The 22885-nt window shown below is 41.7% G+C and carries 22 protein-coding genes; 13 read left to right on the forward strand and 9 right to left on the reverse strand.

Annotation, left to right across the window (positions count from 1 at the left end; translation table 11 throughout):
- Window positions 1–41: 41 nt before the first annotated feature.
- Window positions 42–1481, reverse strand: coding sequence for an ATP-dependent DNA helicase (locus FO442_RS10925; protein WP_144333228.1), 1440 nt, complete (start codon window positions 1479–1481; stop codon window positions 42–44).
- 694 nt (window positions 1482–2175) lie between these two features.
- Here FO442_RS10925 and FO442_RS10930 point away from each other — a divergent pair.
- The 9 genes from FO442_RS10930 to FO442_RS10970 all read left to right on the forward strand — a co-directional run bounded on the left by FO442_RS10930 (window position 2176) and on the right by FO442_RS10970 (window position 8893).
- Window positions 2176–2553, forward strand: coding sequence for a GxxExxY protein (locus tag FO442_RS10930; RefSeq protein ID WP_144333229.1), 378 nt, complete (start codon window positions 2176–2178; stop codon window positions 2551–2553).
- A gap of 617 nt (window positions 2554–3170) precedes the next feature.
- Window positions 3171–3953, forward strand: a complete 783-nt coding sequence (locus tag FO442_RS10935; protein WP_144333230.1) for a DUF3822 family protein — start codon at window positions 3171–3173, stop codon at window positions 3951–3953.
- Complete coding sequence (locus FO442_RS10940; RefSeq protein WP_144333231.1) at window positions 3944–4480, forward strand: RsmD family RNA methyltransferase; 537 nt, start codon at window positions 3944–3946, stop codon at window positions 4478–4480. The genes FO442_RS10935 and FO442_RS10940 overlap by 10 nt, the downstream gene beginning before the upstream one ends.
- A 5-nt stretch (window positions 4481–4485) precedes the next feature.
- Window positions 4486–4947, forward strand: a complete 462-nt coding sequence (gene coaD, locus FO442_RS10945; protein ID WP_144333232.1) for a pantetheine-phosphate adenylyltransferase — start codon at window positions 4486–4488, stop codon at window positions 4945–4947.
- A gap of 2 nt (window positions 4948–4949) precedes the next feature.
- Window positions 4950–6377, forward strand: coding sequence for a peroxiredoxin family protein (locus FO442_RS10950; RefSeq protein WP_144333233.1), 1428 nt, complete (start codon window positions 4950–4952; stop codon window positions 6375–6377).
- 53 nt (window positions 6378–6430) lie between these two features.
- Window positions 6431–7015, forward strand: a complete 585-nt coding sequence (locus tag FO442_RS10955; protein ID WP_144333234.1) for a nitroreductase family protein — start codon at window positions 6431–6433, stop codon at window positions 7013–7015.
- Between the two features lie 75 nt (window positions 7016–7090).
- Complete coding sequence (locus FO442_RS10960) at window positions 7091–7861, forward strand: hypothetical protein (RefSeq protein ID WP_144333235.1); 771 nt, start codon at window positions 7091–7093, stop codon at window positions 7859–7861.
- A complete protein-coding gene (locus FO442_RS10965) occupies window positions 7862–8344 on the forward strand; it encodes a cupin domain-containing protein (RefSeq protein WP_144333236.1) in 483 nt (160 codons plus the stop codon). It abuts the gene before it with no gap.
- Window positions 8345–8893 (forward strand): CPBP family intramembrane glutamic endopeptidase, encoded by a 549-nt coding sequence (locus FO442_RS10970; RefSeq protein ID WP_144333237.1) that lies wholly within the window; start codon window positions 8345–8347, stop codon window positions 8891–8893. It abuts the gene before it with no gap.
- On the opposite strand, the gene FO442_RS10975 is transcribed toward FO442_RS10970, so the two are convergent.
- Window positions 8878–9603: a leucine-rich repeat domain-containing protein gene (locus FO442_RS10975; protein ID WP_144333238.1), complete on the reverse strand. Its 726-nt coding sequence runs from the start codon at window positions 9601–9603 to the stop codon at window positions 8878–8880. The two genes, FO442_RS10970 and FO442_RS10975, sit on opposite strands and share 16 nt — an antisense overlap.
- Window positions 9604–9699: 96 nt before the next feature.
- On the opposite strand from FO442_RS10975, the gene FO442_RS10980 reads away from it, so the two are divergent.
- A complete protein-coding gene (locus tag FO442_RS10980; RefSeq protein ID WP_144333239.1) occupies window positions 9700–10137 on the forward strand; it encodes a hypothetical protein in 438 nt (145 codons plus the stop codon).
- A gap of 79 nt (window positions 10138–10216) precedes the next feature.
- On the opposite strand, the gene msrA is transcribed toward FO442_RS10980, so the two are convergent.
- Window positions 10217–10747, reverse strand: a complete 531-nt coding sequence (msrA, locus tag FO442_RS10985) for a peptide-methionine (S)-S-oxide reductase MsrA (RefSeq protein WP_144333240.1) — start codon at window positions 10745–10747, stop codon at window positions 10217–10219.
- Window positions 10748–10897: 150 nt separating this feature from the next.
- On the opposite strand from msrA, the gene FO442_RS10990 reads away from it, so the two are divergent.
- Window positions 10898–12058, forward strand: a complete 1161-nt coding sequence (locus FO442_RS10990) for an MFS transporter (RefSeq protein WP_281281577.1) — start codon at window positions 10898–10900, stop codon at window positions 12056–12058.
- Here the strand turns inward: FO442_RS10990 and FO442_RS10995 are convergent.
- Window positions 12055–12609, reverse strand: coding sequence for a C40 family peptidase (locus FO442_RS10995; RefSeq protein WP_186280064.1), 555 nt, complete (start codon window positions 12607–12609; stop codon window positions 12055–12057). The genes FO442_RS10990 and FO442_RS10995 overlap by 4 nt on opposite strands.
- 98 nt (window positions 12610–12707) lie before the next feature.
- Here FO442_RS10995 and FO442_RS11000 point away from each other — a divergent pair, with 98 nt between their 5' ends.
- On the forward strand, window positions 12708–13049 hold the full coding sequence (locus tag FO442_RS11000; protein ID WP_144333243.1) for a MerR family transcriptional regulator: 342 nt from the start codon (window positions 12708–12710) through the stop codon (window positions 13047–13049).
- Between the two features lie 85 nt (window positions 13050–13134).
- On the opposite strand, the gene aroB is transcribed toward FO442_RS11000, so the two are convergent.
- Window positions 13135–14220: a 3-dehydroquinate synthase gene (gene aroB / locus FO442_RS11005; RefSeq protein ID WP_186280066.1), complete on the reverse strand. Its 1086-nt coding sequence runs from the start codon at window positions 14218–14220 to the stop codon at window positions 13135–13137.
- 79 nt (window positions 14221–14299) lie between these two features.
- On the opposite strand from aroB, the gene FO442_RS11010 reads away from it, so the two are divergent.
- On the forward strand, window positions 14300–15475 hold the full coding sequence (locus FO442_RS11010) for a proline dehydrogenase family protein (protein WP_144333245.1): 1176 nt from the start codon (window positions 14300–14302) through the stop codon (window positions 15473–15475).
- Between the two features lie 75 nt (window positions 15476–15550).
- Here FO442_RS11010 and FO442_RS11015 read toward each other — a convergent pair whose 3' ends face one another.
- From FO442_RS11015 to guaA, 4 genes are all read right to left on the reverse strand, one after another.
- Window positions 15551–18397, reverse strand: coding sequence for a PKD domain-containing protein (locus tag FO442_RS11015; protein WP_186280068.1), 2847 nt, complete (start codon window positions 18395–18397; stop codon window positions 15551–15553).
- Between the two features lie 217 nt (window positions 18398–18614).
- Complete coding sequence (gene hemF, locus FO442_RS11020) at window positions 18615–19505, reverse strand: oxygen-dependent coproporphyrinogen oxidase (protein WP_144333247.1); 891 nt, start codon at window positions 19503–19505, stop codon at window positions 18615–18617.
- Window positions 19498–21291, reverse strand: coding sequence for a LysM peptidoglycan-binding domain-containing protein (locus FO442_RS11025; protein WP_144333248.1), 1794 nt, complete (start codon window positions 21289–21291; stop codon window positions 19498–19500). Before FO442_RS11025 ends, hemF begins: the two co-directional genes overlap by 8 nt.
- A gap of 44 nt (window positions 21292–21335) precedes the next feature.
- On the reverse strand, window positions 21336–22868 hold the full coding sequence (gene guaA / locus FO442_RS11030) for a glutamine-hydrolyzing GMP synthase (protein WP_144333483.1): 1533 nt from the start codon (window positions 22866–22868) through the stop codon (window positions 21336–21338).
- Window positions 22869–22885: the final 17 nt, after the last annotated feature.

Genomic DNA, 22885 nt, shown 5'->3' on the forward strand with positions numbered 1-22885 from the left:
ATAAAGTCCGGACGAATTAGTTCATTGCAATCCCGATTCCATCAGTTTTGACTCTCAACCAGCTCTTCCATCAGATTCACGGTATACAATTGTTCACTTGCCCGTGTAACAGCGGTATAAAGCCAGCGTAAAAACGAAAAATCAACCTGCTCAAACTCCAGGTAGCCATGGTCTACAAACACTACCGACCATTGACCTCCCTGTGATTTGTGACACGTCACCGCATAGGCAAACTTGATCTGAAGTGCGTTGAAATAAGGAGATTTCATGATTTCCCGGTAGCGCTTCTGCTTGTTATGTTCGTGCATAAAGTCCTTCTCTATTTCAAAGAACAGGTTTTTCAGGAAACCGCGATCCAGATTCGGCTGTTCCATTGTTAGTGTTTCCATGAAAGCAATGGTTTCAAATCGGTCCAGGTCCGGATAATCGATCAGGGAAACTTCCAGGTGGGCAAAACGCACCCCGTAAACTTCCTCTATTCGCCGAATTCGGTGTACTTTCAGGAGCTCCCCGTTTGCAATAAATCCGGCAGAACTCAATGGGTCCAGCCAAAAGTAGTTGTTCTTAACCACCATCAGCAAATCGCCACCGCATAGCTCCTCTTCCATCATTAAAATACGGCTCCGGATATGCTGGTTGTACAAATTAGCACGTTTATTTGAGCGTGTAACGATCATGACTTCGTCTCCTCCGAAATTGCTGTATGCCGATTCGATTTTCTCGATCAATTCATCACCCGGTACTGCTTGTACATCCGGAAAGGAATGCAAATCCAGTTGCGGAATGGTCTCTTCCTTCTGTGCCTGGCGTATCCGTGTTGCGTTCTCCAGGATTCCAGAATCCGTTCGCTGTCTGACCACCGAAGTTAGTCCGTAAGCAGTAAAATGAACCAACGGAAAATGCTGATCAAGATAAACAGTACTTAAAGCCGGGCTTTCATCCGAACCGACCGGTGGAAGCTGGCCTTCATCCCCCAACAGGATCAGTTTACAGTTTTCTCCACTCAGAGCATATTGGAAAACGTCTTCCAGCAAATTGCGGGAAACACTTCCGTCGGTCTGCAGCGAATAATCTCCGATCATAGAAGCCTCATCAATAATAAAGATGGTATTCTTCGATTTGTTCGGTGCCAATTGCAATTTCACGGTTCCATCCGGTCCCGTTCCGGTAAAATAGATCCGTTTATGAATAGTCGTGGCAAGCATTTTAGACCGAAATGAAAGGACTTTGGCAGCTCTTCCGGTTGGTGCCATCAATACGGTCTTGCGTTTTAACACATGCAGAGCCTGGATATAAGCTCCCAGAATACTTGTCTTCCCTGTCCCGGCATACCCTTTCAAAATAAAGCAGGCAGGATTCTCCTCATCAAACGTAAAACCCGAAAGTTGTCGAATCAACAATTCCTGCTCTTCGTTGGGTGTATGCCCAAAAAAAGAACGGATTAAACGATAACACTCTTCCTGAATAGACAACGGATCCATAGACTAAAATTACCCATAATTTCCACGCAAGCCTCCCAGATCACACAGATAGTTGATTCCCTCCGGGTGAACATCTAAAAACAACCATTACTTTCAACCAGAAAATCCGCGAAATCTATTAATCTGCGTGCAATAAAAAACACATCCCATGCAATCAAGCTCTTTCCAACTCCCACACAATAATTTAAAATAAAAACAACCATCGCTCCAATCAGGAAATCTGCGAGATCTATTAATCTGCGTGCAATAAAAACACCCCCCATGCAATCAAGCTCTTTACCAACTCATTCAGGATAATCTAAAATAAAAAATCAATAGTAAGTATCAGGGAAAACTAACATCACACACAATTCGCACGCTGATCTCACAGATCACGCAGATAGTTGATTCCCTCCGGGTGAACATCTAAAAACAACCATTACTTTCAACCAAGAAATCTGCGAGATCTATTAATCTGCGCGTAATAAAAACACACCCCATGCAATCAAGCTCTCTTTATTAACTCACACACAATAATTTAAAATAAAAACAACCATCGCCCCAACCAGGAAATCTGCGAGATCTATTAATCTGCGTGCAATAAAAACACAACTCAGGCAATCAAGCTCTTTACCAACTCATACACAATAATTTAAAACAAAAAATCTAAAAAATCAATAGTAGGTATTTTCTTTTTTGTCCTTAGCTTCAGTCTATGACAGAAAACGAAATATCATACAAAATCAGAGGGGCTATCTTCGAAATTTACAATACCGTTGGTCCGGGATTACTGGAAAGTGTATATGAAGCAGCTTTATACTATGAGCTTAAAAAAGATGGATTAAAAGTTGAACGCCAAATTGAAGTTCCATTTTTATATAAAGATGTAAGACTAGATGTAGCATATAGACTTGATTTAATTGTAGAGGACAAGGTGATTATTGAGCTTAAATCAGTAACTGATTTTTCTGCTCTTCATTTTAAGCAGTTGACTACCTATCTCAGACTGACGAATCTAAAACTTGGACTTTTGGTTAATTTCAACACCTCCAACATGCGTGAAGGCATTGCCCGAATAGTAAATAACTTATGAAGCAAACTATTAGCACAAAATAACATCACTTACAATTTTCACGCTAGCTCTCCAGATCACGCAGATAGTTGATTCCCTCCGGGCGAAAATCTAAAAACAACCATCACTCTAATCAGAAAATCCGCGAGATCTATTAATCTGCGTGCAATTAAAACGCACCCCATGCAATCAAGCTCTTTACCAACTCATTCAGGATAATCTAAAATAAAAAATCAATAGTAAGTACAGGGAAAACTAACATCACACACAATTCGCACGCTGATCTCACAGATCACGCAGATAGTTGATTCCCTCCGGGCGAAAATCTAAAAACAACCATTACTTTCAACCAAGAAATCTGCGAGATCTATTAATCTGCGTGCAATAAAAAATACATCTCAGGCAATCAAGCTCTCTTTATTAACTCCCACACAATAATTTAAAATAAAAACAACCATCGCTCCAACCAGGAAATCTGCGAGATCTATTAATCTGCGTGCAATAAAAACACAACTCAGGCAATCAAGCTCTTTACCAACTCATACATAAACCAAACAATCTTAGAATTTATTAATCCGTTGGCGAAAAACCGGATCACTGAACAAGATAAACTCACTCCGAATTAGAGAACAACCCAAATGAGTTTTCTTATATTTGTAGAAAACACGTTTGTGCAGTTAATACTCGAAATTACGCAACAAAGCATTGCAGCCTTTCAATTCACCGGAAGTGAAATTCAGTTGTTGGAAAAAGCAAATTGTACGAAAAGAACAGATGTCGGCTATAAAGAAGTCCTGACACAGGTTATCGAAAAAATTGGTAATCTGGATCGCTTCGAAAACTTTTCCTGTTCTTATTTTTCTCAGGAATTTTGCCTGGTTCCGAATTCCCTGTTCGCAGCCTCTGTACCAGAAACATTACTGCAATACACCGTACATAAAACGATTTCGAAAAGTGACGTCGATTACAACCGCTTACCCGAATGGAGCGCGGTAATCATTTACCAGCTCCCGATGTGGGTTAAATCGGTTTTGATCCTGAAAGCTCCCCGAATTGTTATTCAGCATGAAATAGCACATGTACTGAGGCATTTGACCACGGGATCGCTCATTCCGTTGCGCAGTCACTTGGTTATTCACGAAGAACAATTTTCACTCGTGATCCGGAAAGACGGAAATATTGTACATACCAGTATCCAGGAATACCAAAGTGAAGAAGATATTGTCTATCATTTGGCAACCGCATTTACCCAGCTTAAAATCGATTCGAAAAACGAATTATTCCTGCATGGTACGGGAGACCAAATTGAAAGCACGCAAAAAAAACTGGAATCCCATTTAAAAACGATCGGGTTGTTTTCCCAGTCAAAAATAGAAATTCAACCGTCCACTCACCTTCAATACCAGACATTGTGCGTATAGTAAGAGGCATTTACAAAGCAAGAAGGTTCAGTCCGCCCAAAAGCTTTCCTTCAAGACCCACAACGGACTTTGCAAAAGAAGGAATCTTCAATGTACTGGAAAACAGGTATAGCCTGGTCAATCTCAACATCCTGGATCTATGCGCCGGTACGGGAAATATTTCACTGGAATTCCTGTCACGCGAAGCAGGAAACATTACTTCCGTTGACAAACATCCTGTTTGCATCAAGTTCATGTACAAGCTGAAAAAAGAACTGGGAATCGGGGATGAATGGCTCATTATCAAAAACGAAGTGCGAGGTTACCTGGACAATTGCAGCGATACCTTTGACCTGATCTTTGCAGATCCGCCGTACGATCTCACTTTTCACGACAGCATTGTTCGCATCATACGCGAACGGAAACTCCTGAACGAAGGGGGCATCTGCCTGATCGAACACGGAAAACAAACCGATTTGAGCCAGGAAGAAGGATATTTAGAAACCAGGAACTTTGGTAATGTTTACTTTAGTTTCTTTCAATTTTGAATGACATGAAAAAAAAGGCTTGCTTTCCGGGATCATTTGATCCTTTCACCAAAGGTCATGAAGATATTATCAGAAAAGGACTTGGTTTGTTTGACGAAATCGTGATCGCGGTAGGGGTCAATTCCAACAAGAATTATTTATTTCCCCTTGAAAAGCGATTAAGACACATCGAAAGTTGCTTTAAAGGCGAACAGAAGATCCGGGTGATTACCTATGAAAAACTGACCGTGGAAATGTGTAAAGACGAAGGATGTTCTTACATTCTGCGCGGTTTGAGAGATGTAAAAGACTTCAATTACGAAGTTCCGATCGCATTGATGAACCGTTCCATGACCGAGATCGAAACCGTATTTTTAATTCCCGATACTTCTCTTTTTGCAATCAATGCAACCATTATCCGGGAGATCTATAAAAATGGCGGGAAAATTGATAAGTATGTAACAAATTTCGATCAGCTCGTTAATTAAACATGAACAAATACAGCTTTTTTCTTTTTGTTGTCATTGCATTTTCTCAAATACAGGCACAAACACTTACCGAGATCAACGGGTTTGCTCCGGCTTATGTAGGAAAAGAAATAGAAGTCTACCAGATTTCTGATTACATTACCATGAGGGAAGAACGCATTGCCTCGTCTACCGTTAAAGCCGACAGTACGTTCAGCCTGGTTTTCAATTTGGATGAAACACGAAAACTGATCCTGAAAGCGGATAACAACAAAGCCAACTTATTTGCCAATCCCTCTGCGAAATACAACGTGCTGTTCCCTGAAAAAAGCAAATACGATCCCTACAATCCTTCCGGAAACTTCGTGGAATTGGTTTTCTACGGTTTGGAGAAAGAGGATATTAACTACAAAATTCTGGAATTCAACCGTTGGAATGACGAATTTATTGCCCGATACTACACCAAACACAATGCGGATTCAAAGTATTTTGTAGCACGATTGGATACTTTTAAGATGGATGTTGAAAGATACTATAAATCCGATACAACAGATCGCTACTTTAACTACCACCGAAGATACACCATCGCGAAATTGGATGATCTCCGCTTTCTTGGAAACAGGAACCAGTACGAAAAGTTTGATTTCTACATCCAGTCTACCCCGATCTACTATCAAAATGAAGCATACATGCAGTATATTCTGCACTTTTATGAAAAACTGGTGCCGCGTATCAATGTTGAATTGAATAACCAGTATTACCTGGGAATACTAAAATCAAGCCCCACAGCTATCAGCAGAGCGCTTTCCAGAGAATACACCCTGTCCAAACAGTACAAACTGCGCGAATTGATTATGCTGAAAACACTTTCCGAATGTTATTACGATAAGGATTATCCTCAAACCAATATTTTAACGATCCTCGACAGTGTTTCCAAAAACGCAAAATATCCCGAAAATAAAATCATTGCCCAAAACCTGCGCTTTCGGTTAACGGAATTGAGTCAGGGATCGAAAGCTCCCGATTTTCTTCTGAAGGACGACGGAAGCGATCTGACACTTCACAGTTTTCAAAAAAAATACCTGTACTTGTTCTTTGTAGATCCTTCCAGTTTGGACAATATGAAGCAACTAAATTTATTGAAACCGATCTACGAACGCTACAAAGACCAGATTCACTTTGTGATGGTTTATAAGGACAAACCGGAAGTCGATGCAGCTAAACTGAAAAATGAACTGCCATGGAAAGTCATTTCAACCAGCGAAAGTAATTCCATTTTCAAGAACTACAATGTAGTGAATTATCCCTATTACGTGCTGATCGATCCCTTCAGTTACGTGGTTAATGCACCGGCTCTGGGTCCGATTCCGAATGGTTCGTACGATACCATCGACAAAATCTTCTTCATGATCCAAAAAGCACTTAAAGAAGGAAATGGATCAGATCGCTAAACAGGTACACTGTAATTCGCGAATTCAGATTATTTTTACAGAAAAATGAAAGAATGCGTTACAATCTAAGTGAAGTAACAGCGATTATTCGCGATCGAAGAACTATTTACCCGGAACAATTCAGTACTCGAAAAATTCATAAAGAACAAATAGAACTGTTGCTGAACAATGCTATTTGGGCTCCTACACATGGAATGACACAACCGTGGAGGTTCATTGTTTTCCAGGATAATGCCTTAAACGACCTTTCCGAAGCATTGGGAAGTATTTATCTTTCAGAAATCCCGAAAGAAAAACAAGTAGACAGCAAATTGGGAAAACTGATGAGCAGACCAAAAATGGCAGGTGCTGTAATTGCCATTATCCTGAACAGGGAAGAAGATACACGTATCTCCGAAGAAGATGATTTTGCAGCTATTTCCTGTGCCGTTCAAAACATGCACTTAACAGCTACAGCACAAGGAATAGGTGCTTTCTGGTCCACTCCCGGAATCATGAAATCCGAACGGTTCAATGAATTCCTGGAATTGGGAAAAGGGCAACGATGTGTCGGATTATTTTACCTCGGTTACCCGGCCATCGAATGGCCCAAAGGTCAGCGAAAACCCATTGAATACCTGACAGAGTGGAAACAATAACTCAGATAAATCTACGTTAAACTACCAACCGGTTAAAAATAAAACGCGTTATAAAAAGAAAAGAGAAAAAGTACAATGCAGAAATTCCTATTAATCCTATTTATTTGTGCTTTTTCGATTGGTACTTTCGGGCAAAAACGAAAAAAGGAGCGTTTTCCATCTTATTTCGGAGTTGTTGCTTCACCGGTTATTCCAAACAACTTTATCGGGGCAGTACATTCTGAATTCCTGGACAGTTCGGGCACCATGTCAACCGACTTTCATAACAAATGGGGATTTACTTTCGGAGCCACCATCCGGATCGGGTTATCTAAAAGTATCAGCCTCGAAACAGGAATTTCCCAGGTCAGAAGGATTTACGATGTAGGTGTTTCAATTCCCGATTCCAATATTTATGATAGTCAAAAACTCTCCTTTGTCAATTACGATATTCCCATCAATGCCCTTTTTTACGTTAGAATGACTGAAAAGTGGTATACCGATGCTTCTTTGGGTGTTTCTATCACACATTATCCTTCGGATGTCCAGGATTCCATGCTCCCGGAGGCCAAAAAAGCCATTATCATCCAGGGAAGACGGACCGCCAGTACTTATTTTGCATTCAATGCCGGAGTCGGATTTGAATACAGAACCGAAAAAGCAGGGACATTCTTCCTGGGATTTGGTGCAAAAGTTCCCTTTAAACCACCTTTCTTTGGAGTTTCTATTCTCAGACAAAGCGGAACATCCCATCAATTATTTGGTTACAAACCAATTTCGGCAGGTTATTTCACGATTGATTTCAGGTATTTCATTCCGTCGTCCAAAAAGAAGAAAGATCCCGTCAACCAACCCATTATAGAATAAATGGAACTTCCTCAAAGAGCAAAAGATCTGATTGAAACATTCCAGTTAAAAAGTCATCCGGAAGGTGGTTTTTACGTGGAAACCTATCGATCTGCAGAAACTGTCCCGGGGAAGGACCGAAACTTACTGACGAGCATTTATTTTTTAATTACCGGTGATAGCGTATCGAAGTTTCACCGGATCCAGTCAGACGAGTGCTGGTATTTTCACGAAGGATCTCCCTTGCTGATTCACAGTTTGTTACCCGATGGGACGCACCAGATTACCGAATTGGGGCTGGATTTAAGCCGACAGGAAGTTCCGTTCCATGTTGTTCCGGCCCGAACGATTTTCGGTTCCCGCCTGAAAGATGACACTGCTTATGCATTTGTTTCCTGTGCAGTAGCTCCTGGTTTTGATTTCCGGGATTTCGAATTATTTTCTTCAGAGGATTTAATTTCCCTGTATCCTGATCACCGATCCATTATCACTAAACTGACGTAAATGTCGAAATGGAAAGTTTACTTATTGGGATTTGCGACCTTACTGATGGCTCCATTGGGCTGGCTTCTCTGCGGGATGCCCGAAATAAGTGATTTTTTACAACTGGAGCAGCTTACCGGTATTTGGACAGGAATCGGGGCGGAATACGGGATCGTATTCGGGATCTTTATGCTCATAGTGACCAACACGGAAACAGCACGGAAAAGCTTTTCAGTTCAACACCAGCTCATCCGGTCCATGCAGCTAAATATTGCTGATATTCTCTTTTTATCGCTCTGTGCCGGATTCGGGGAAGAAATCCTGTTCAGGATCGCCATTCAGCAGTGGCTGCACCCGGTTTTGGCTTCCGTTGCTTTTGTTGCCATTCACGGTTACATCAATCCCAAAGATTGGGAAACCACGAAATACGGGTTATTGGTCTGCCTGTTTATCACAGTTTTAAGCTATGCGATTTCCGGAGAACAGGGATTGTGGTTTTGCATTGCCGCGCATGCAAGCTACGATTTTGTGCTCTTTTATTTCTGGGGAAGGGTTCAAGGTTCGATGTAAATCACCAACCGGTTCGTTTGTTGCGCTAAAAAACAAACCGGGAACACGATTGATGGATCTGCCTTTATTTTCTCCAGCATTCTTAAACTACAGGCCGATTCGGGAATCCGGAGCATAGCACCGGCGTATTGCAGGTTCAATTCCCGCATTCCTCGCATGTATTGCATCGAATCCGGTAATTTATCCAGGTTATTGAAACTCAGGTCCATGAACTGGATGGACGATAAATACCCCAAATCTTCCGGGAGCTTCCTGATGGAATTGCGGTTAAGGTCCAATTGTTCTAACTTTTTCAGGCTTGCCAGGGAATCGGAAACGTATACCAGTTTGTTATTCGACAAGAAAAGACGTTCCAGGTTTTGGAGCCGGCAAATGCAATCCGGAATCGAATCAATATCATTATACGCCAAACTGAGGACTTTCAGGTTCTTCAGGTTACAAATTGCTGTCGGGAAGCTCTTCATACGATTACGCCCCAGATAAAGCACCTCTAAATTCGAAAGATTGACGATCTCGCTGTCAATATCCGTAATCTGGTTCCCGAAAAGAGAAATTTTCGTAATCGAAGAATCATAATACAATTCAAACGGAACCGCGGAAAGATGTTTGTGATTCATGAACACTTCTCTTCCTTTTGTGCGGGAAGCCGTTACAATTGAGCAAGCTGCCCCGGTAATTGCAACAATCAGGATGAAAAATACTTTCTGCATGACAACCCGAAAGTACAATAATAAAACAGAAATTGCCCGATTAAACCAATTGGCATAATTTGTGTCTTACCAACAAGAATCATAAAATAGTTTCGTATGAAAACACTTATTTTAGCAATGGCGCTCGTAGTTGGTGGAACAGCAATGGCTCAGCAACACGAAAAAAGAGAACGCAAACCGGCAGAAGAAAGAGCAAACAACTCTGCACAAAGAATGAAGACTAAACTGGGTCTGGACGATGAACAAACCGCCAAAATTCACGACATTAATTTAGGTATCGCTCAAAAAAACGATGCGATCCGAGACAATTCAGCTTTAACAAGGGAACAAAAAATGGCCCAGTTAAAGGAAACTCAAAACGCACGCAACGCACAGTACAAAGAAGTACTTACCAGCGATCAATATGCGAAATACGAAGCCTGGGAAAAAGAAAAACGCGAAAAAATGCAGGCAAAACGTGCTGAAAAGCAAGATGCAAAAGGTGGAAAAGGAAAACCTGCAGGACCACCTCCGGCAGACGACGACGAATTGTAATTATTAAAGACTTGAGACTATAGACAAATGACCAGAGACAAACCTGAGTCCTAAGTCTATAGTCTTTTATCTTAAGTCTTTACTTCAATCTGTCCGCAAACACCTTTTTGAATTTCTCGTACTTCGGTCTCACTACCGCCTGACAATAAGCATTACCCGGGTTCAGTTCTAAATAGTTTTGGTGGTAATCCTCTGCCGGGAAATAATTCGAAATCGGGGAAATTTCAGTGACAATCGGGTTTTCCCAAACATGCTCCTCCGTTAATTTTGCTTTGTAAGCCAATGCTTTTTCCTTTTGTTCTGCATCGTGATAGAAAATCACGGACCGGTACTGCGTCCCGACATCGTTTCCCTGACGATTTAATTGTGTCGGATCATGTACAAACCAGAATACTTCCAGTAATTCATCAAATGATACAACAGAATCATCGTAAACAACGCGTGCTACTTCCGCATGCCCCGTCGTACCGGTACAAACTTGTTTATACGTTGGCTCGTCCACATGTCCGCCTGCATAGCCTGAAGTAACAGAAACAATTCCTTTCAAATCTTTATAACATGCCTCGATGCACCAAAAACATCCCGCACCCAATGTGGCTTCTTTTATCATTTGTTCTTTTTATCAAAAATAAGAAAAAGCACAGCTTTTGAAGACTAAATTATGACAAACGTCAGTGCGAAAATAATTTAGGAGAAACGACAGTTTTTAAAATCCGGATTGCCCTTTCAACCAAAAGAGTTTGCTTATTTTTACCCTATCTTGAAAACGTATAGTTCCAACTTTTGGAAGCTAAGCTTCTCCATGCTTCTTTTTACAACGAGTTACAACCTAGTGATTCCGGAGATGAATGCATTTTTAACAGACTTGGGAGCTCCCGGTTTAAAAGGATTAATCATTGGTTTATTTACGATTTCTGCAGGAGTTTCCAGGCCATTTTCAGGAAAACTTTCGGATATTATCGGCCGCAAAAAAGTCATGTTGATCGGATTGCTGATTTCACTGGCAGTTTGCTCCCTTTATCCTTTCGCATTTGCTGCCTGGTTTCTTCTCTTGCTTCGCTTTCTGCATGGATTCAGCGTGGGCTTCTATCCTACCGGGGCAACCGCATTGATTACCGACATTCTTCCGGAAGACAGACGGGGTTTTGGAATGGGACTTTGGGGAACCTTCATTTCAATCGGGATGGGAATCGGGCAAGGATTATCCAGCTTCCTTGTTGAAACGGGGAACCGGAATGCCTTGTTTTTTACAGCAGCCTTGTTTACAGCCCTGTCTTACATATTGTTTTTTAACGTCAAAGAAACATTGGCCAAAACAGCGCCGTTCCAGTGGAGTAATTTGCGTATTCAACCCGATGAGATCATTGAGCCCAGTGTGATCCCTGTTGCTATCGTGATGTTCCTTTCCGCCATGTGTTCCGGGATCATTCTTGTATTGTCTCCCGACATTTCAGACCATTTGCACATCGGAAACAAAGGTGCCTTTTTTATTTTTTATGTCCTGGCTACCATCCTGATCCGTCTGGTCACCGGGAAAGTTTCCGATACTTACGGTAGAAGAGAAACACTTGCAGTTGGAATGGTTATTCTGTGTACTTCGATGGTCCTAATCGGTATGTCGAAGACAGAAACGTGGTATTACATTTCATCCGTCGTTTTCGGGATCGCTACCGGAATTATTTCGCCGACGATTTTTGCCTGGACAGCCGATCTTTCGGAAAAGAACAGGCGTGGCCGCGGAACGGGAACCATGTTTATCGCACTGGAATTCGGCATTTTGAGCGGCGCGTTAGCGACTAATTTATGGTATCAAAACAATCTGAAATCGATCTGGAATGTATTCTTATTTGGTGCAGGAATGGCATTTCTATGTATTGCTTACCTGGTATGGCATTTGATTACCATCAAATCCAGGCACTAATTCTTAGGTGTGATCCCTCCGTAATCCAAACGCTTTGATTTTAAATAACGTGGAACATAATAACCACTATTATTGAACGTATCAATAATGACACCTCTTGAAGTGGAACTGTGAATAAACTTGATGATTCCTTCCTTCACTTCGACCACCATTGCAACGTGTCCCACACCAGACGAACGGGTATTTCTGCCTTTAAAGAACATCAGGTCTCCCGGCTGCAATTCGGACAACTTGACTGTTTTTCCAAATTCGGCAATTCCGGGACTAGAGCGGGATAAACGCATTCCGAAGTTCCCCATAACATAGTATATGAAACCGCTGCAATCAAAACCGGATGGCGTTGATCCTGCATAGTGGTATGGTGTTCCTAAAAATTTCTTGGCAAATTGAATAATCTCTTCTACCTGCTTATTGATTTTGGGAGCCGAATCGCCGGAAGTGATTGCCTGTGAGGCAGATGTGTTGCCTTTCTTCGATAGGGTGTCAGGTGACACCTGACTCTTTTGAGGTAAAGAACCTGTAGCTGTTTGCGCCTGAATCGCGTTACTCATTAGAATGACAGCTATCGAAAATATGTAAGTTTTTAAGGACATAATATTTCTGACGGTGCAAAATTATCATTATTTTCACAGAATCAAAATGATTGGTCTTGAGTAAATTAGAAAATATTGTATTAACCAAGTTGTATTACTCCATCGGAGAGGTTGCTGCCATATTTGAAGTAAACACCTCACTGATAAGGTTTTGGGAAAAAGAATTCACCGTCATTCAACCCAAGAAAAACAAAAAGGGAAACCGCTTATTTACAGTAAAGGACATCGAGCATTTTAACAAGATTTACCAACTCGTAAAAGAACAGGGATACACCCTCGACGGAGCCAAAAAGGCTTTAAAATCAGGAGAAAAGACCCTTGCTGATGCAAACCAGCATGAAGTATTGATCGATAAACTAGAGAAGATTAAATCCAAATTGCTGGAATTGAAGAAATAAGAAAAAGCACTGCTTTTGATAACAAATCTGCGGTAGCAGATTCCTAAAATTAGCATGGATGCAATGCCTTGCGTCCCTACGGGATTTAATTTTTATAATAACATTGGTACAAATAATTAAATGCTGCCTTGATATCATTCTCATCAATCAAATGGTTCCACGAGCATTCACCGATTTTGTTTAAAAAACAGGTTCGCACCCCTAGCTGATCATTTTTTTTATCGTTTTTCATCAATTCAAGCATAATACTGACCCCCGTCAGCAAATCCTCCGGACATGGATACAAAGCCATCATCACCTGAACAATTTCATTCAATTCTTCCGTTTCCAGTGTTCCCTTCTGATTGGATAAAAAGGCTTCCGCGATGATTCCCAGTGCAATACAATTACCGTGCGACATTGGGTTCAGGTCCAAATAATACCCTTCAATTGCATGACCGATTGTGTGGCCAAAATTCAAGGACTTGCGTTTTCCTTTTTCTATCGGATCTTCATTCACAATATTCGCCTTTACGGCAATCGATTTTTCAAGGATCATTTTGACGTTTTCCTCCGAAAACAATTCCCCCTGGCTACTCGATATCAACCGGTCCCATTCCTTTCTATCCGCAATCAACGCGTGTTTCAACACTTCTGCAAATCCGCTTTTCCATTCTTCCTCTGGTAATGTTTCCAAAAAGCGCTGATCTACGTAAACAGCAACCGGATTGTAAAACGTTCCGATCTGGTTCTTAAAGCTTCCCAAATCAATCCCTGTTTTTCCTCCGATAGCGGCATCTACCATTCCCATTAAAGAAGTAGGAATATGAATACAGGGCAGCCCTCTTTTATATATGGAAGCGATGAAACCTCCCATATCGCTGACCACTCCTCCTCCAAGCGTGATCACCAAGTCCGATCGGACAATTTCATAATCCGAAAGTGCCTCCAAAACCTGGAAACATACTTCCATGACTTTATTCTCTTCTCCGGTAGGCAACAAAATCACTTCCGCATCTTCAAGAGTTGGAAAAGCAGTCAATAGGTATTCCAAACAAAAATCGTGTGTATTCTCATCCACCACGATCACTTTCCGCACATCTCTGTACGATTCCTGAAGCAATACGGGAAAAGAAGAAAGTTCCAGATTACCTACTTCTACGCTATAAGAATTACATTTTATTTTTTTCAAAGTCCTAATTTCAATGATGTAACAAATAAATTCAGATTAAAGGTGAACAAAAATACTCGAAAGCGATTAATTTTGCCCTATGATATCTTTTAATAACACAGAAATTGCGTTCAAACATAAGTCCAATAAGGACCTGAAACGTGCTCATTTTCTTTTTTCTGTTATGGCAAGCCCATTTCTTGTAAAATCCGGGAAAGGATTGACACGCTTTGGTTTGAATGTCGGTCTTCCGATCAAAGGCATGATCAAATCAACCATCTTTGCACAATTCTGTGGAGGAGAAACCATTGAGGAATGTACTTCAACAATCAATACCATGTGGAAGCACCATGTGGGAACGATCTTGGATTATTCGGTGGAAGGAAAGACCAGTGCAGAGGATTTCGAATACACGACAAAAGAGATCATTGCGACCATTCACAAAGCAAAAGGCAATCCGGGAATTCCATTCGCCGTATTTAAAGTGACCGGGATTTCACGCTTCGGTTTACTGGAACTGACCAATACCGGAATCGATCATATTTCCGAAAGTGAATTGAAGGAATATCATGAAACGGTAGAACGCGTTAACCGTATCTGTAAAGAAGCATTTGAAGCCGATGTGCCGGTATTCATCGATGCGGAAGAAAGTTGGATCCAGGACGTGATTGACCGGGTTACACACGAAATGATGCTGAAATACAACAAGGAACGTGCAATTGTCTTTAATACGGTCCAAATGTACCGTCACGACCGTTTGGAGTTTCTGAAAGAAAGCATTGCATGGGCAAAAGCTCAAAACATTCATTACGGAGTGAAACTGGTCCGTGGTGCCTATATGGAAAAAGAACGAAAAAGAGCCGCTGAAAATAACTACCCTTCCCCTATTCAACCGGATAAAAACACGTGTGATGCGGATTACAACAAGGCATTGGAATTCTTAACGGAACCGGAGATTTTTTCTCAAATGGCCTTGTGCGCAGGAACTCATAACGAAGACTCATCGGCGTATCTTGCCAATTTGATTGAACAAAAAGGAATTGATAAAACAGATAAGCGCATTTACTTTGCTCAGTTATTGGGAATGAGTGACCACATTTCTTATACATTGGCTTCACAAGGATTCAATGTTGCCAAATACGTTCCATACGGCCCAGTGAAAGAAGTGATCCCTTATCTTTTCAGAAGGGCCGACGAAAACACCTCCGTAAAAGGACAAACCGGCAGAGAATTGAAATTGATTAAAGAAGAGATTAAAAGAAGAAAGGGAGCCTGATTGGACTCCCTTTCTTACTGGGTTTGAATTTTATTAATAACAAATCATCGAATTTGTTAAGCGACAGCAAAGGAATTAACGCAGTAAATTCACGTGCCCCAATTGCTCTCTTTTTTCATCACTTGATGAAGTCTTGTACGTAATTTTCCATGAATACATTCCCTCTTTACAAGCAATTCCTTTATATGTACCATCCCAACCTTCCAGTGTATCATTCGTTTTAAAAACGGATTCACCCCATCTGTTGAAGATTTCTAATTCGTATTGGTTTTTATCTACTCCCGAAGTAACAATCGGAAGGAAAACAGGATTAAATTGATTTCCATCCGGCGTAAATGAATTCGGTGCATACAAAATTACACCTTTTTCCATTAATATCACCTTCGTAATGGAATCTACACACCCATGTTCTGAAATAGCGACCAATGTTACCGCGAAATTTTGTTCAGGTTCCACCACAAAAGTGTGGGTCGGATTAAAATCATTTGAGATCTCTGTTCCGTCACCAAAATTCCAGATATACTGAGTTGCACCCGTTGATAAGTTTACCAGGTCAGACTCCGGAGAAATTACGGAAATCACTCCCGGATTGGCGGTAAATGCCGCATGCGGGTTAGGATATACACAAATAAAACTCGGATAAGTTTGCGACCAGACACAGCCCAAAGCGGTAGTAGAAGTAACCGTAACGTCATAACATCCCTGGTTTTCATACAAGTTGGTCACCGTATCATTTATACTGGACAAGGTGTTCCCGTCTCCGAATGACCATTGGGTATTCACACTCGGTGTCCCGGTGGAATTATTAAAGATCATTGCCGTAAAAGGCTCACAAGCCGGTCCTGAAGCCGGTGCAATCGCAATTGCAATCGGTTCTTCGATGGCAACAACAACCTCGTCCGTATTCTCACAACCCACAGCAGAAGTACCGGTAACCGTGTACGTCAATGTACTTGCCGGTGAAAAGGACACATTATCTGTAATTCCATTATCCCAAACATACGTACTTGCACCGGAACCTGCCAAAACGGTAGATGCTCCTTCACAAATAATCTGGTCTGGTCCCGCATTCACATTCGGCAACGTATTCACTGTTAAGATCACTGTATCCAGACCGAAACAATTCGAGGCATCATATCCGTGCAAAACAATCGTGTAAGTTCCAACATTGGGAACATATGCCTGTCCATCGGTAATTCCATTGTCCCATGTGTACGTTGTTGCCGTACCTGTTCCGGTAAATGTAACGGGAGTATTTTCACAAACTGTTACATCCGGTCCTGCCGAAACGACCGGTGCAGGAAGGAAGGTAACCATTAAGGAGTCTTTATTCATACACCCGTTTGCATCCGTTCCTGTTACAATGTATTTTCCGTCAACAGTCGGTATAAAAGGTGTTCCGTTCACAGCTCCGTTATCCCAGGTGTAAGAAATAGCACCGGAACCGTTCAAGGTCATTGGAACGTATGGACAAAGCTGCTGATCCACTCCTGCTTCTACAGGAGGAAGGTCATAAACGGTAATATTTCTTACGCGGGTGTGCGTACATCCGTCTGCATTGGTCGCAACTAAAGTAATCGTATACGTTCCTGCTGTTTGATAACTATGTGTCGGGTTGGCGCTTGTTTCCAGCGGTGTCCCGTCTCCAAAATCCCAGGAATAGGTCATACTTTGGTTTATCAGGTCCGTAGAAGTATTTACCACTGTAACAGGCGACAACATACACGTATTTGGAACGGTAAAATCAGCAGTAGGAATCGATTTCACCGTCACTTGCTGAATGATCGTATCCCTGCACCCCGCCGTTTCATAGGAAACCAGTCTCACATCATAAACACCAGGTGTCGTATACGTATGATTCGGGTTGGTTTGAGTGGAAGTGGTATTATCACCGAAATTCCAGAGATTCGCCACAATCGCATTGTTGTTTACAGTAGAAGTATTCGTAAACTGTACGTTTAATTGCCCGCAATTTTGTGTGTAGGTGTAATTCGGTTCTACGATTGTAGGTTCCAAAGGTGCTTCTATGATAACCGAACAAGATCCTGCATTAGTCAGGGTTGTCAGTTCACAGGAATAAATACTTCCTGGTGCCGGATTCGGGATGGTAATAGAAGGAGTCGTTGCTCCATTGCTCCATAAATAACTGCTGAAACCAGTTGGAGCTGTTATGGTAGCATTATTGTTTCCCATACAATATTCAACAGTCAATTTCAGTGGCTGGCAACTCATGGTAACGTAAGCGTATCCGAAATGAGCACCTTGTGAGCAGTCCTGCGTTACAAATTCAACCTGAATGGTCTGACCGATAAATGCCGATAAGTCTAATGCGGCAGTCGACCAGGGTAACCAAGACACACCATTACAAGTTTGAAAATTCTGACCAGGTTGATCTGAATATACATCATAGACACCGCAAGGTCCTCCAATCTGGTTTCCTGCTACATCCCTTATTGTAATTTTCAATCTTGGTTGTGTATATTCAGTGTGACTAGGTCCAATCTCTAAAACCGCAGCGTACTTATAAATCAACAAGGCATTATCTATTGTTACTGGCATCGAATAAGTCAGGGCTTCCGCCATGGAATTGCTATTAGCATCCCCTAATCTTGCAACAACAAAAGATCCGGGAGGCAATATTGATAATCCACCACATGTATAAGGATCAGTTCCAGGCGTTGACACTATTGTATGTCTGCCCATAACTGTTCCATTTACCTGGAATGGATCCCAAACAGCAGGAATTACCGGAGTCGTCGCTTCATTTGCTGGTGAAATCATTGATCCTGTATACCCAGTCCAGTTATTAAATCCTCCCTGGGAGAAATTTGCATTGGGACAAGCCGGTTGCATTTGAGAATAGGCAGCACCGGTCATAAGTATTAGACTGAATAACATCAATCCAACTAAATTCTTCTTCACAATCATTTAATAAATCATTAATTGATACAACAAAGTTACGGAAGAATGAAGGGATAGTTGCCTGTAAATAAAATTCATTTTGTTAAAAATAACAGGTATTGAAGGAATCTTAAAGATATTTACAAAGAATGTAAGAAAACTTTAGTTTTACCACACCTGTATCTGATCGGTTGATGTGATTTGCATAAACAGGATATGTTACGTCGCTATTATTTATTTATAAATAGCTGTGTTTTTCTTTCAGATAGCGAAGTGTTTGTTCTTCCAATGAATTTTCTTCCGGTTGGTAATTATACTCCCATTCGGCAACCGGAGGCATGCTCATCAGGATAGATTCCGTTCTTCCGCCCGAATACAAACCGAATTTAGTTCCCCTGTCAAATGCCAGGTTAAACTCCGCATAACGCCCACGACGGTAATTCATCCACTGTTTCTCAGACTCGGTAAAAGTTTTGTTTCTTCCCAAATCGGCCTGTTCTTCGTAAAGGAACGGAAAGCTTTCTCCTAAATCGACACAGAAACGGAATAATTGCTCTTTGTTCAGCTGGAAATGGTTATTCAAATGGTCAAAGAAAATCCCTCCTACTCCGCGGGTTTCAGACCTATGGGGTAAATAAAAATAGTCATCTGCCCATTCCTTAAATTTCGGGTAGAAGGATTCATCGTACTTATTACAGACCGCTCTCAATTTTCGATGAAACGAAACAGCCTGTTCGTGGATGACATAATGCGGAGTCAAATCTATTCCGCCGCCAAACCAGTGAATTCCATTATCCAGTTCAAAGTAACGCACATTCATATGAATGATTGGTACGTGCGGGTTATTCGGATGTAATACAATGGAAACCCCGGTCGCGTAAAAGTGATTTCCTTCCAGTTTCAACTGAGTCCTCATTTCTTCCGATACTGGTCCGTACACTTCGGAAAAAGCCACTCCACCCTTTTCAATCACGGAACCCTTTCGAATGGTACGTGTTTTACCACCGCCTCCTTCCGTGCGTTCCCATGCATCTTCCGAGAATTTCCCGCTTCCGTCAACACGCTCCAACTCATTGCAGATAAAAAGCTGCAATGCACGAAACTCCTGTCCAATTGTCTCCTTATTCATAGAAAACTCCAACCCGAATTAATTCATAGTCCTCGTGTCTCAAAATAAAACACGACTGATTTTCATATCCTCCACCTGGAGCAGCTGTTTTCAGATTAAATGCATTAATTACTTCACCCGGTACTTCTTCTTTCATCAGTAAAGTCCTTGTAAAATAATAAAAGACATCAAATCCATGGGCTCCGGCTTTATTCATGTCTGCCCTGTATTTCTTGCGGTACAACCGAAGTAAGGTTTGTGTGTCGGGCAACGAATAGTTTAAATCACTGGAAGAAGCCCAGGTGATCTTGTATTTCGTTTTGTAATATCCTGAAATGTCGTCAAAACCGCCCCATTCTTTCACTCCGAGAACAGTGACATCGGCATTCGGGGATTTTCCCACTGCTTTATGGAGGTTATTGATAAAACTGATCACATTTCCTTTATCACGCGAAGGGAAAACCACCACTGATTCACCGCTTTTGCGAATAAATGTCGTGAAGTCACTTAGCTTTGCTTCGATGAGTTTGATATTTCCGTTCTTCTTTGAAAGTTCGATGAACCGTTTCCTGTAAGCATCAAATAATTCCTGGTCTTTTGAATTTCCCGGGTTGATTAAAACAACTTGGGCAGTCTTAAATTGATCAATCGTATATTTTGCCAATATCTCCTGCTGGGTCATATCTGTTGTAACCGAAGCGTAGATATACGGATTGCTCTTCAGCAAGGAACTGTTGCATGCCGAAGGACATATCATGCGAATTTTTTGCTGTCCGCACCATCTTCCTACAACATCTGCGCTTTGCGGGACCAATGGCCCGAAAATCAGATCCATTCCCTTCATTTCGGCGGTATTCAGGACTTTCATAATTCCAATGGAGTCCAATGGAATGTCAATAACTTTGATCGTTGCATCGAATCCCAGTTTTTCCAGGGAATCAGCAGCCAGTTCCACTCCCATATAAAACTCGGTAGCCAGGTTTTTAAGTGCGGAGTTTCCGGATTTATCATTCAACCCGAAACTAAGCAATACTGCAATGTTGTATTTTGCTTTTGATTTAAAGATCAGTTCTTCGTCTACTTTTCGAACCTCTTCCTGAGGTTTAACTTCGCGGATCGGAACCTGTTTCACATTTTCCTTTTTCAAAGGGATTCTCAAGATATCTCCGGTCTTGATATTCGTTGATTTCAGGTTATTGAACTTTTGAAGTTCATTCACCGGGACCATAAAGCGTTTGGAAATGGTATAAAGCGTTTCACCTGCTTTGACCTCGTAAACCAAAACGGTGTCTGTAAATGTAACTGACGGAACCGACACCGCAGGTTTCTCTACCTGCTTGGGAGGAACTGTTTCAGCATTCGGAGCAATAATCACTTTCAGTACCTGTCCTATTTTCAATCCCTTATCAATTCCGGGATTGTATTTCAACAAATCATCTACGGAAGAATTATATTTCTTAGCGATGGAAAACGCTGTTTCTCCTTTTTCAACCGTGTGCTCACGCACGATAGTCCCACTCTGAACTTTCATATCTGCTCCGCCAAGCGGGATCAAATAACGAAAACCTTCTTTTACTCCTTTTTCAATCCCGGGATTTGCTGCAACGATATCTTCTACCGGAACATTGTACGTGGTATGAATTCCCCACAGCGTATTTCCAGCCTGGGCAATATGAACCGCATATTTCTTTCCGTTGGAATATTCGTATACCCAATCTTTTGAATCAATCTGCGCAAAGATCCCTTTTGAAAAGGTCAGCACACAGATTAAGAGCAAGCACCGCTTGTGAAAATTAAAGTACTTCATAGCTTAAAAATAATGGTTTTTTCTAACCAAGAGTTATGCCAGTATCATTCCCATTCAATGGTTGCCGGCGGTTTGGAACTGATATCGTACGTTACCCGGTTAATTCCTTTCACCTGGTTAATGATTTTATTGGAGATCAACGCAAGGAATTCATAAGGTAAATGGCACCAGTCTGCAGTCATTCCGTCTGTTGAACTTACCGCCCGGAGCGCCACTGCATTTTCGTATGTTCTTTCGTCTCCCATCACCCCAACCGATTGGATCGGTAAGAAAATAGCTCCCGCCTGCCATACGTCATTGTATAGCCCATGCTCTTTCAATCCGTCGATGAAGATGGCATCCACTTCCTGCAAGATCCGTACTTTCTCTGCGGTGACCTCACCCAAAATGCGAATTCCAAGACCCGGCCCGGGGAAAGGATGTCTATTTAAAATAGTTGCAGGTAAATCCAGCGATTTTCCGACCCGTCTTACTTCATCTTTGAATAACAATCTCAAAGGTTCAACAACCTGCAATTTCATATAATCAGGTAAACCACCCACGTTGTGGTGCGATTTGATTGTTTGCGACGGACCGCCATTCACCGAAACCGATTCGATCACATCCGGATAAATGGTTCCTTGTCCAAGCCATTTGGCATCTGTCACCAATTTCGATTCGGCGTCAAATACGTCAACGAATACCTTTCCAATCGCTTTACGCTTTAACTCCGGATCTGTTAACCCTGCCAATGCGGAATAAAAATCAGCAGATGCATCCACTCCTTTGACGTTTAAACCCAATCCTTTATAACTTTCCAAAACGGAAGTGAACTCATTTTTACGCAATAATCCATTATCTACAAAAATGCAATGCAGGTTTTCACCGATTGCCTTATGCAGTAACATGGCTGCTACAGAAGAATCAACTCCTCCCGAGAGCCCAAGAATGACCTTATCGTTCCCCAATTTTGACCTTAACTCCTCCACCGTACTTTCCACAAAAGAATCCGGTGTCCAGTTTTGAGAACAGCCACAAATATCCACGATGAAATTTTTCAACAGGATTGCCCCTTCCAGGGAATGATATACTTCCGGATGGAACTGGATCCCATAAGTTGTTTCGCCTTTAATGGCATATCCTGCTACATGAACATCTTTTGTTGAAGCAATGATTTGATAGGAATCCGGAACGTTTTTAATCGTGTCACCGTGACTCATCCAAACTTGCGAACCGGTCGACATTCCAGTCATCAATTCGTTTGAATTGTCTACGAAAGATAAATTCGCACGCCCATATTCACGGATGGTTGAAGGAAGCACTTCTCCTCCGAAATGATGGGCCATATATTGTGCTCCGAAACAGACTCCCAACAAGGGAAATTTCCCTTTAATCACACTTAAATCCGGTTTTGGAGATTCAGGGTCTCTTGTCGAAAAAGGACTTCCTGACAAAATCACACCTTTCACATGCGCATCCAATTCAGGGATTTTATTCCATGGATGGATTTCACAATAAACATTCAATTCACGTACTCGGCGCGCAATCAACTGCGTGTATTGGGAGCCAAAATCAAGGATAAGGATCATTTCTTGCATGCCCGCAAAGATAAGGC

Source organism: Fluviicola chungangensis, assembly GCF_007558725.1.
Lineage (GTDB): Bacteria > Bacteroidota > Bacteroidia > Flavobacteriales_D > Crocinitomicaceae > Fluviicola > Fluviicola chungangensis.

Excerpts from the sequence above, each read along its gene's own strand:
- FO442_RS10925 (WP_144333228.1), bottom strand. The coding sequence starts at position 1,481 with ATGGATCCGTTGTCTATTCAGGAAGAGTGTTATCGTTTAATCCGTTCT.
- FO442_RS10930 (WP_144333229.1), top strand. The coding sequence starts at position 2,176 with ATGACAGAAAACGAAATATCATACAAAATCAGAGGGGCTATCTTCGAA.
- FO442_RS10935 (WP_144333230.1), top strand. The coding sequence starts at position 3,171 with ATGAGTTTTCTTATATTTGTAGAAAACACGTTTGTGCAGTTAATACTC.
- coaD (WP_144333232.1), top strand. The coding sequence starts at position 4,486 with ATGAAAAAAAAGGCTTGCTTTCCGGGATCATTTGATCCTTTCACCAAA.
- FO442_RS10950 (WP_144333233.1), top strand. The coding sequence starts at position 4,950 with ATGAACAAATACAGCTTTTTTCTTTTTGTTGTCATTGCATTTTCTCAA.
- FO442_RS10955 (WP_144333234.1), top strand. The coding sequence starts at position 6,431 with ATGCGTTACAATCTAAGTGAAGTAACAGCGATTATTCGCGATCGAAGA.
- FO442_RS10960 (WP_144333235.1), top strand. The coding sequence starts at position 7,091 with ATGCAGAAATTCCTATTAATCCTATTTATTTGTGCTTTTTCGATTGGT.
- FO442_RS10965 (WP_144333236.1), top strand. The coding sequence starts at position 7,862 with ATGGAACTTCCTCAAAGAGCAAAAGATCTGATTGAAACATTCCAGTTA.
- FO442_RS10970 (WP_144333237.1), top strand. The coding sequence starts at position 8,345 with ATGTCGAAATGGAAAGTTTACTTATTGGGATTTGCGACCTTACTGATG.
- FO442_RS10975 (WP_144333238.1), bottom strand. The coding sequence starts at position 9,603 with ATGCAGAAAGTATTTTTCATCCTGATTGTTGCAATTACCGGGGCAGCT.
- FO442_RS10980 (WP_144333239.1), top strand. The coding sequence starts at position 9,700 with ATGAAAACACTTATTTTAGCAATGGCGCTCGTAGTTGGTGGAACAGCA.
- msrA (WP_144333240.1), bottom strand. The coding sequence starts at position 10,747 with ATGATAAAAGAAGCCACATTGGGTGCGGGATGTTTTTGGTGCATCGAG.
- FO442_RS10995 (WP_186280064.1), bottom strand. The coding sequence starts at position 12,609 with ATGAGTAACGCGATTCAGGCGCAAACAGCTACAGGTTCTTTACCTCAA.
- FO442_RS11010 (WP_144333245.1), top strand. The coding sequence starts at position 14,300 with ATGATATCTTTTAATAACACAGAAATTGCGTTCAAACATAAGTCCAAT.
- hemF (WP_144333247.1), bottom strand. The coding sequence starts at position 19,505 with ATGAATAAGGAGACAATTGGACAGGAGTTTCGTGCATTGCAGCTTTTT.
- FO442_RS11025 (WP_144333248.1), bottom strand. The coding sequence starts at position 21,291 with ATGAAGTACTTTAATTTTCACAAGCGGTGCTTGCTCTTAATCTGTGTG.
- guaA (WP_144333483.1), bottom strand. The coding sequence starts at position 22,868 with ATGCAAGAAATGATCCTTATCCTTGATTTTGGCTCCCAATACACGCAG.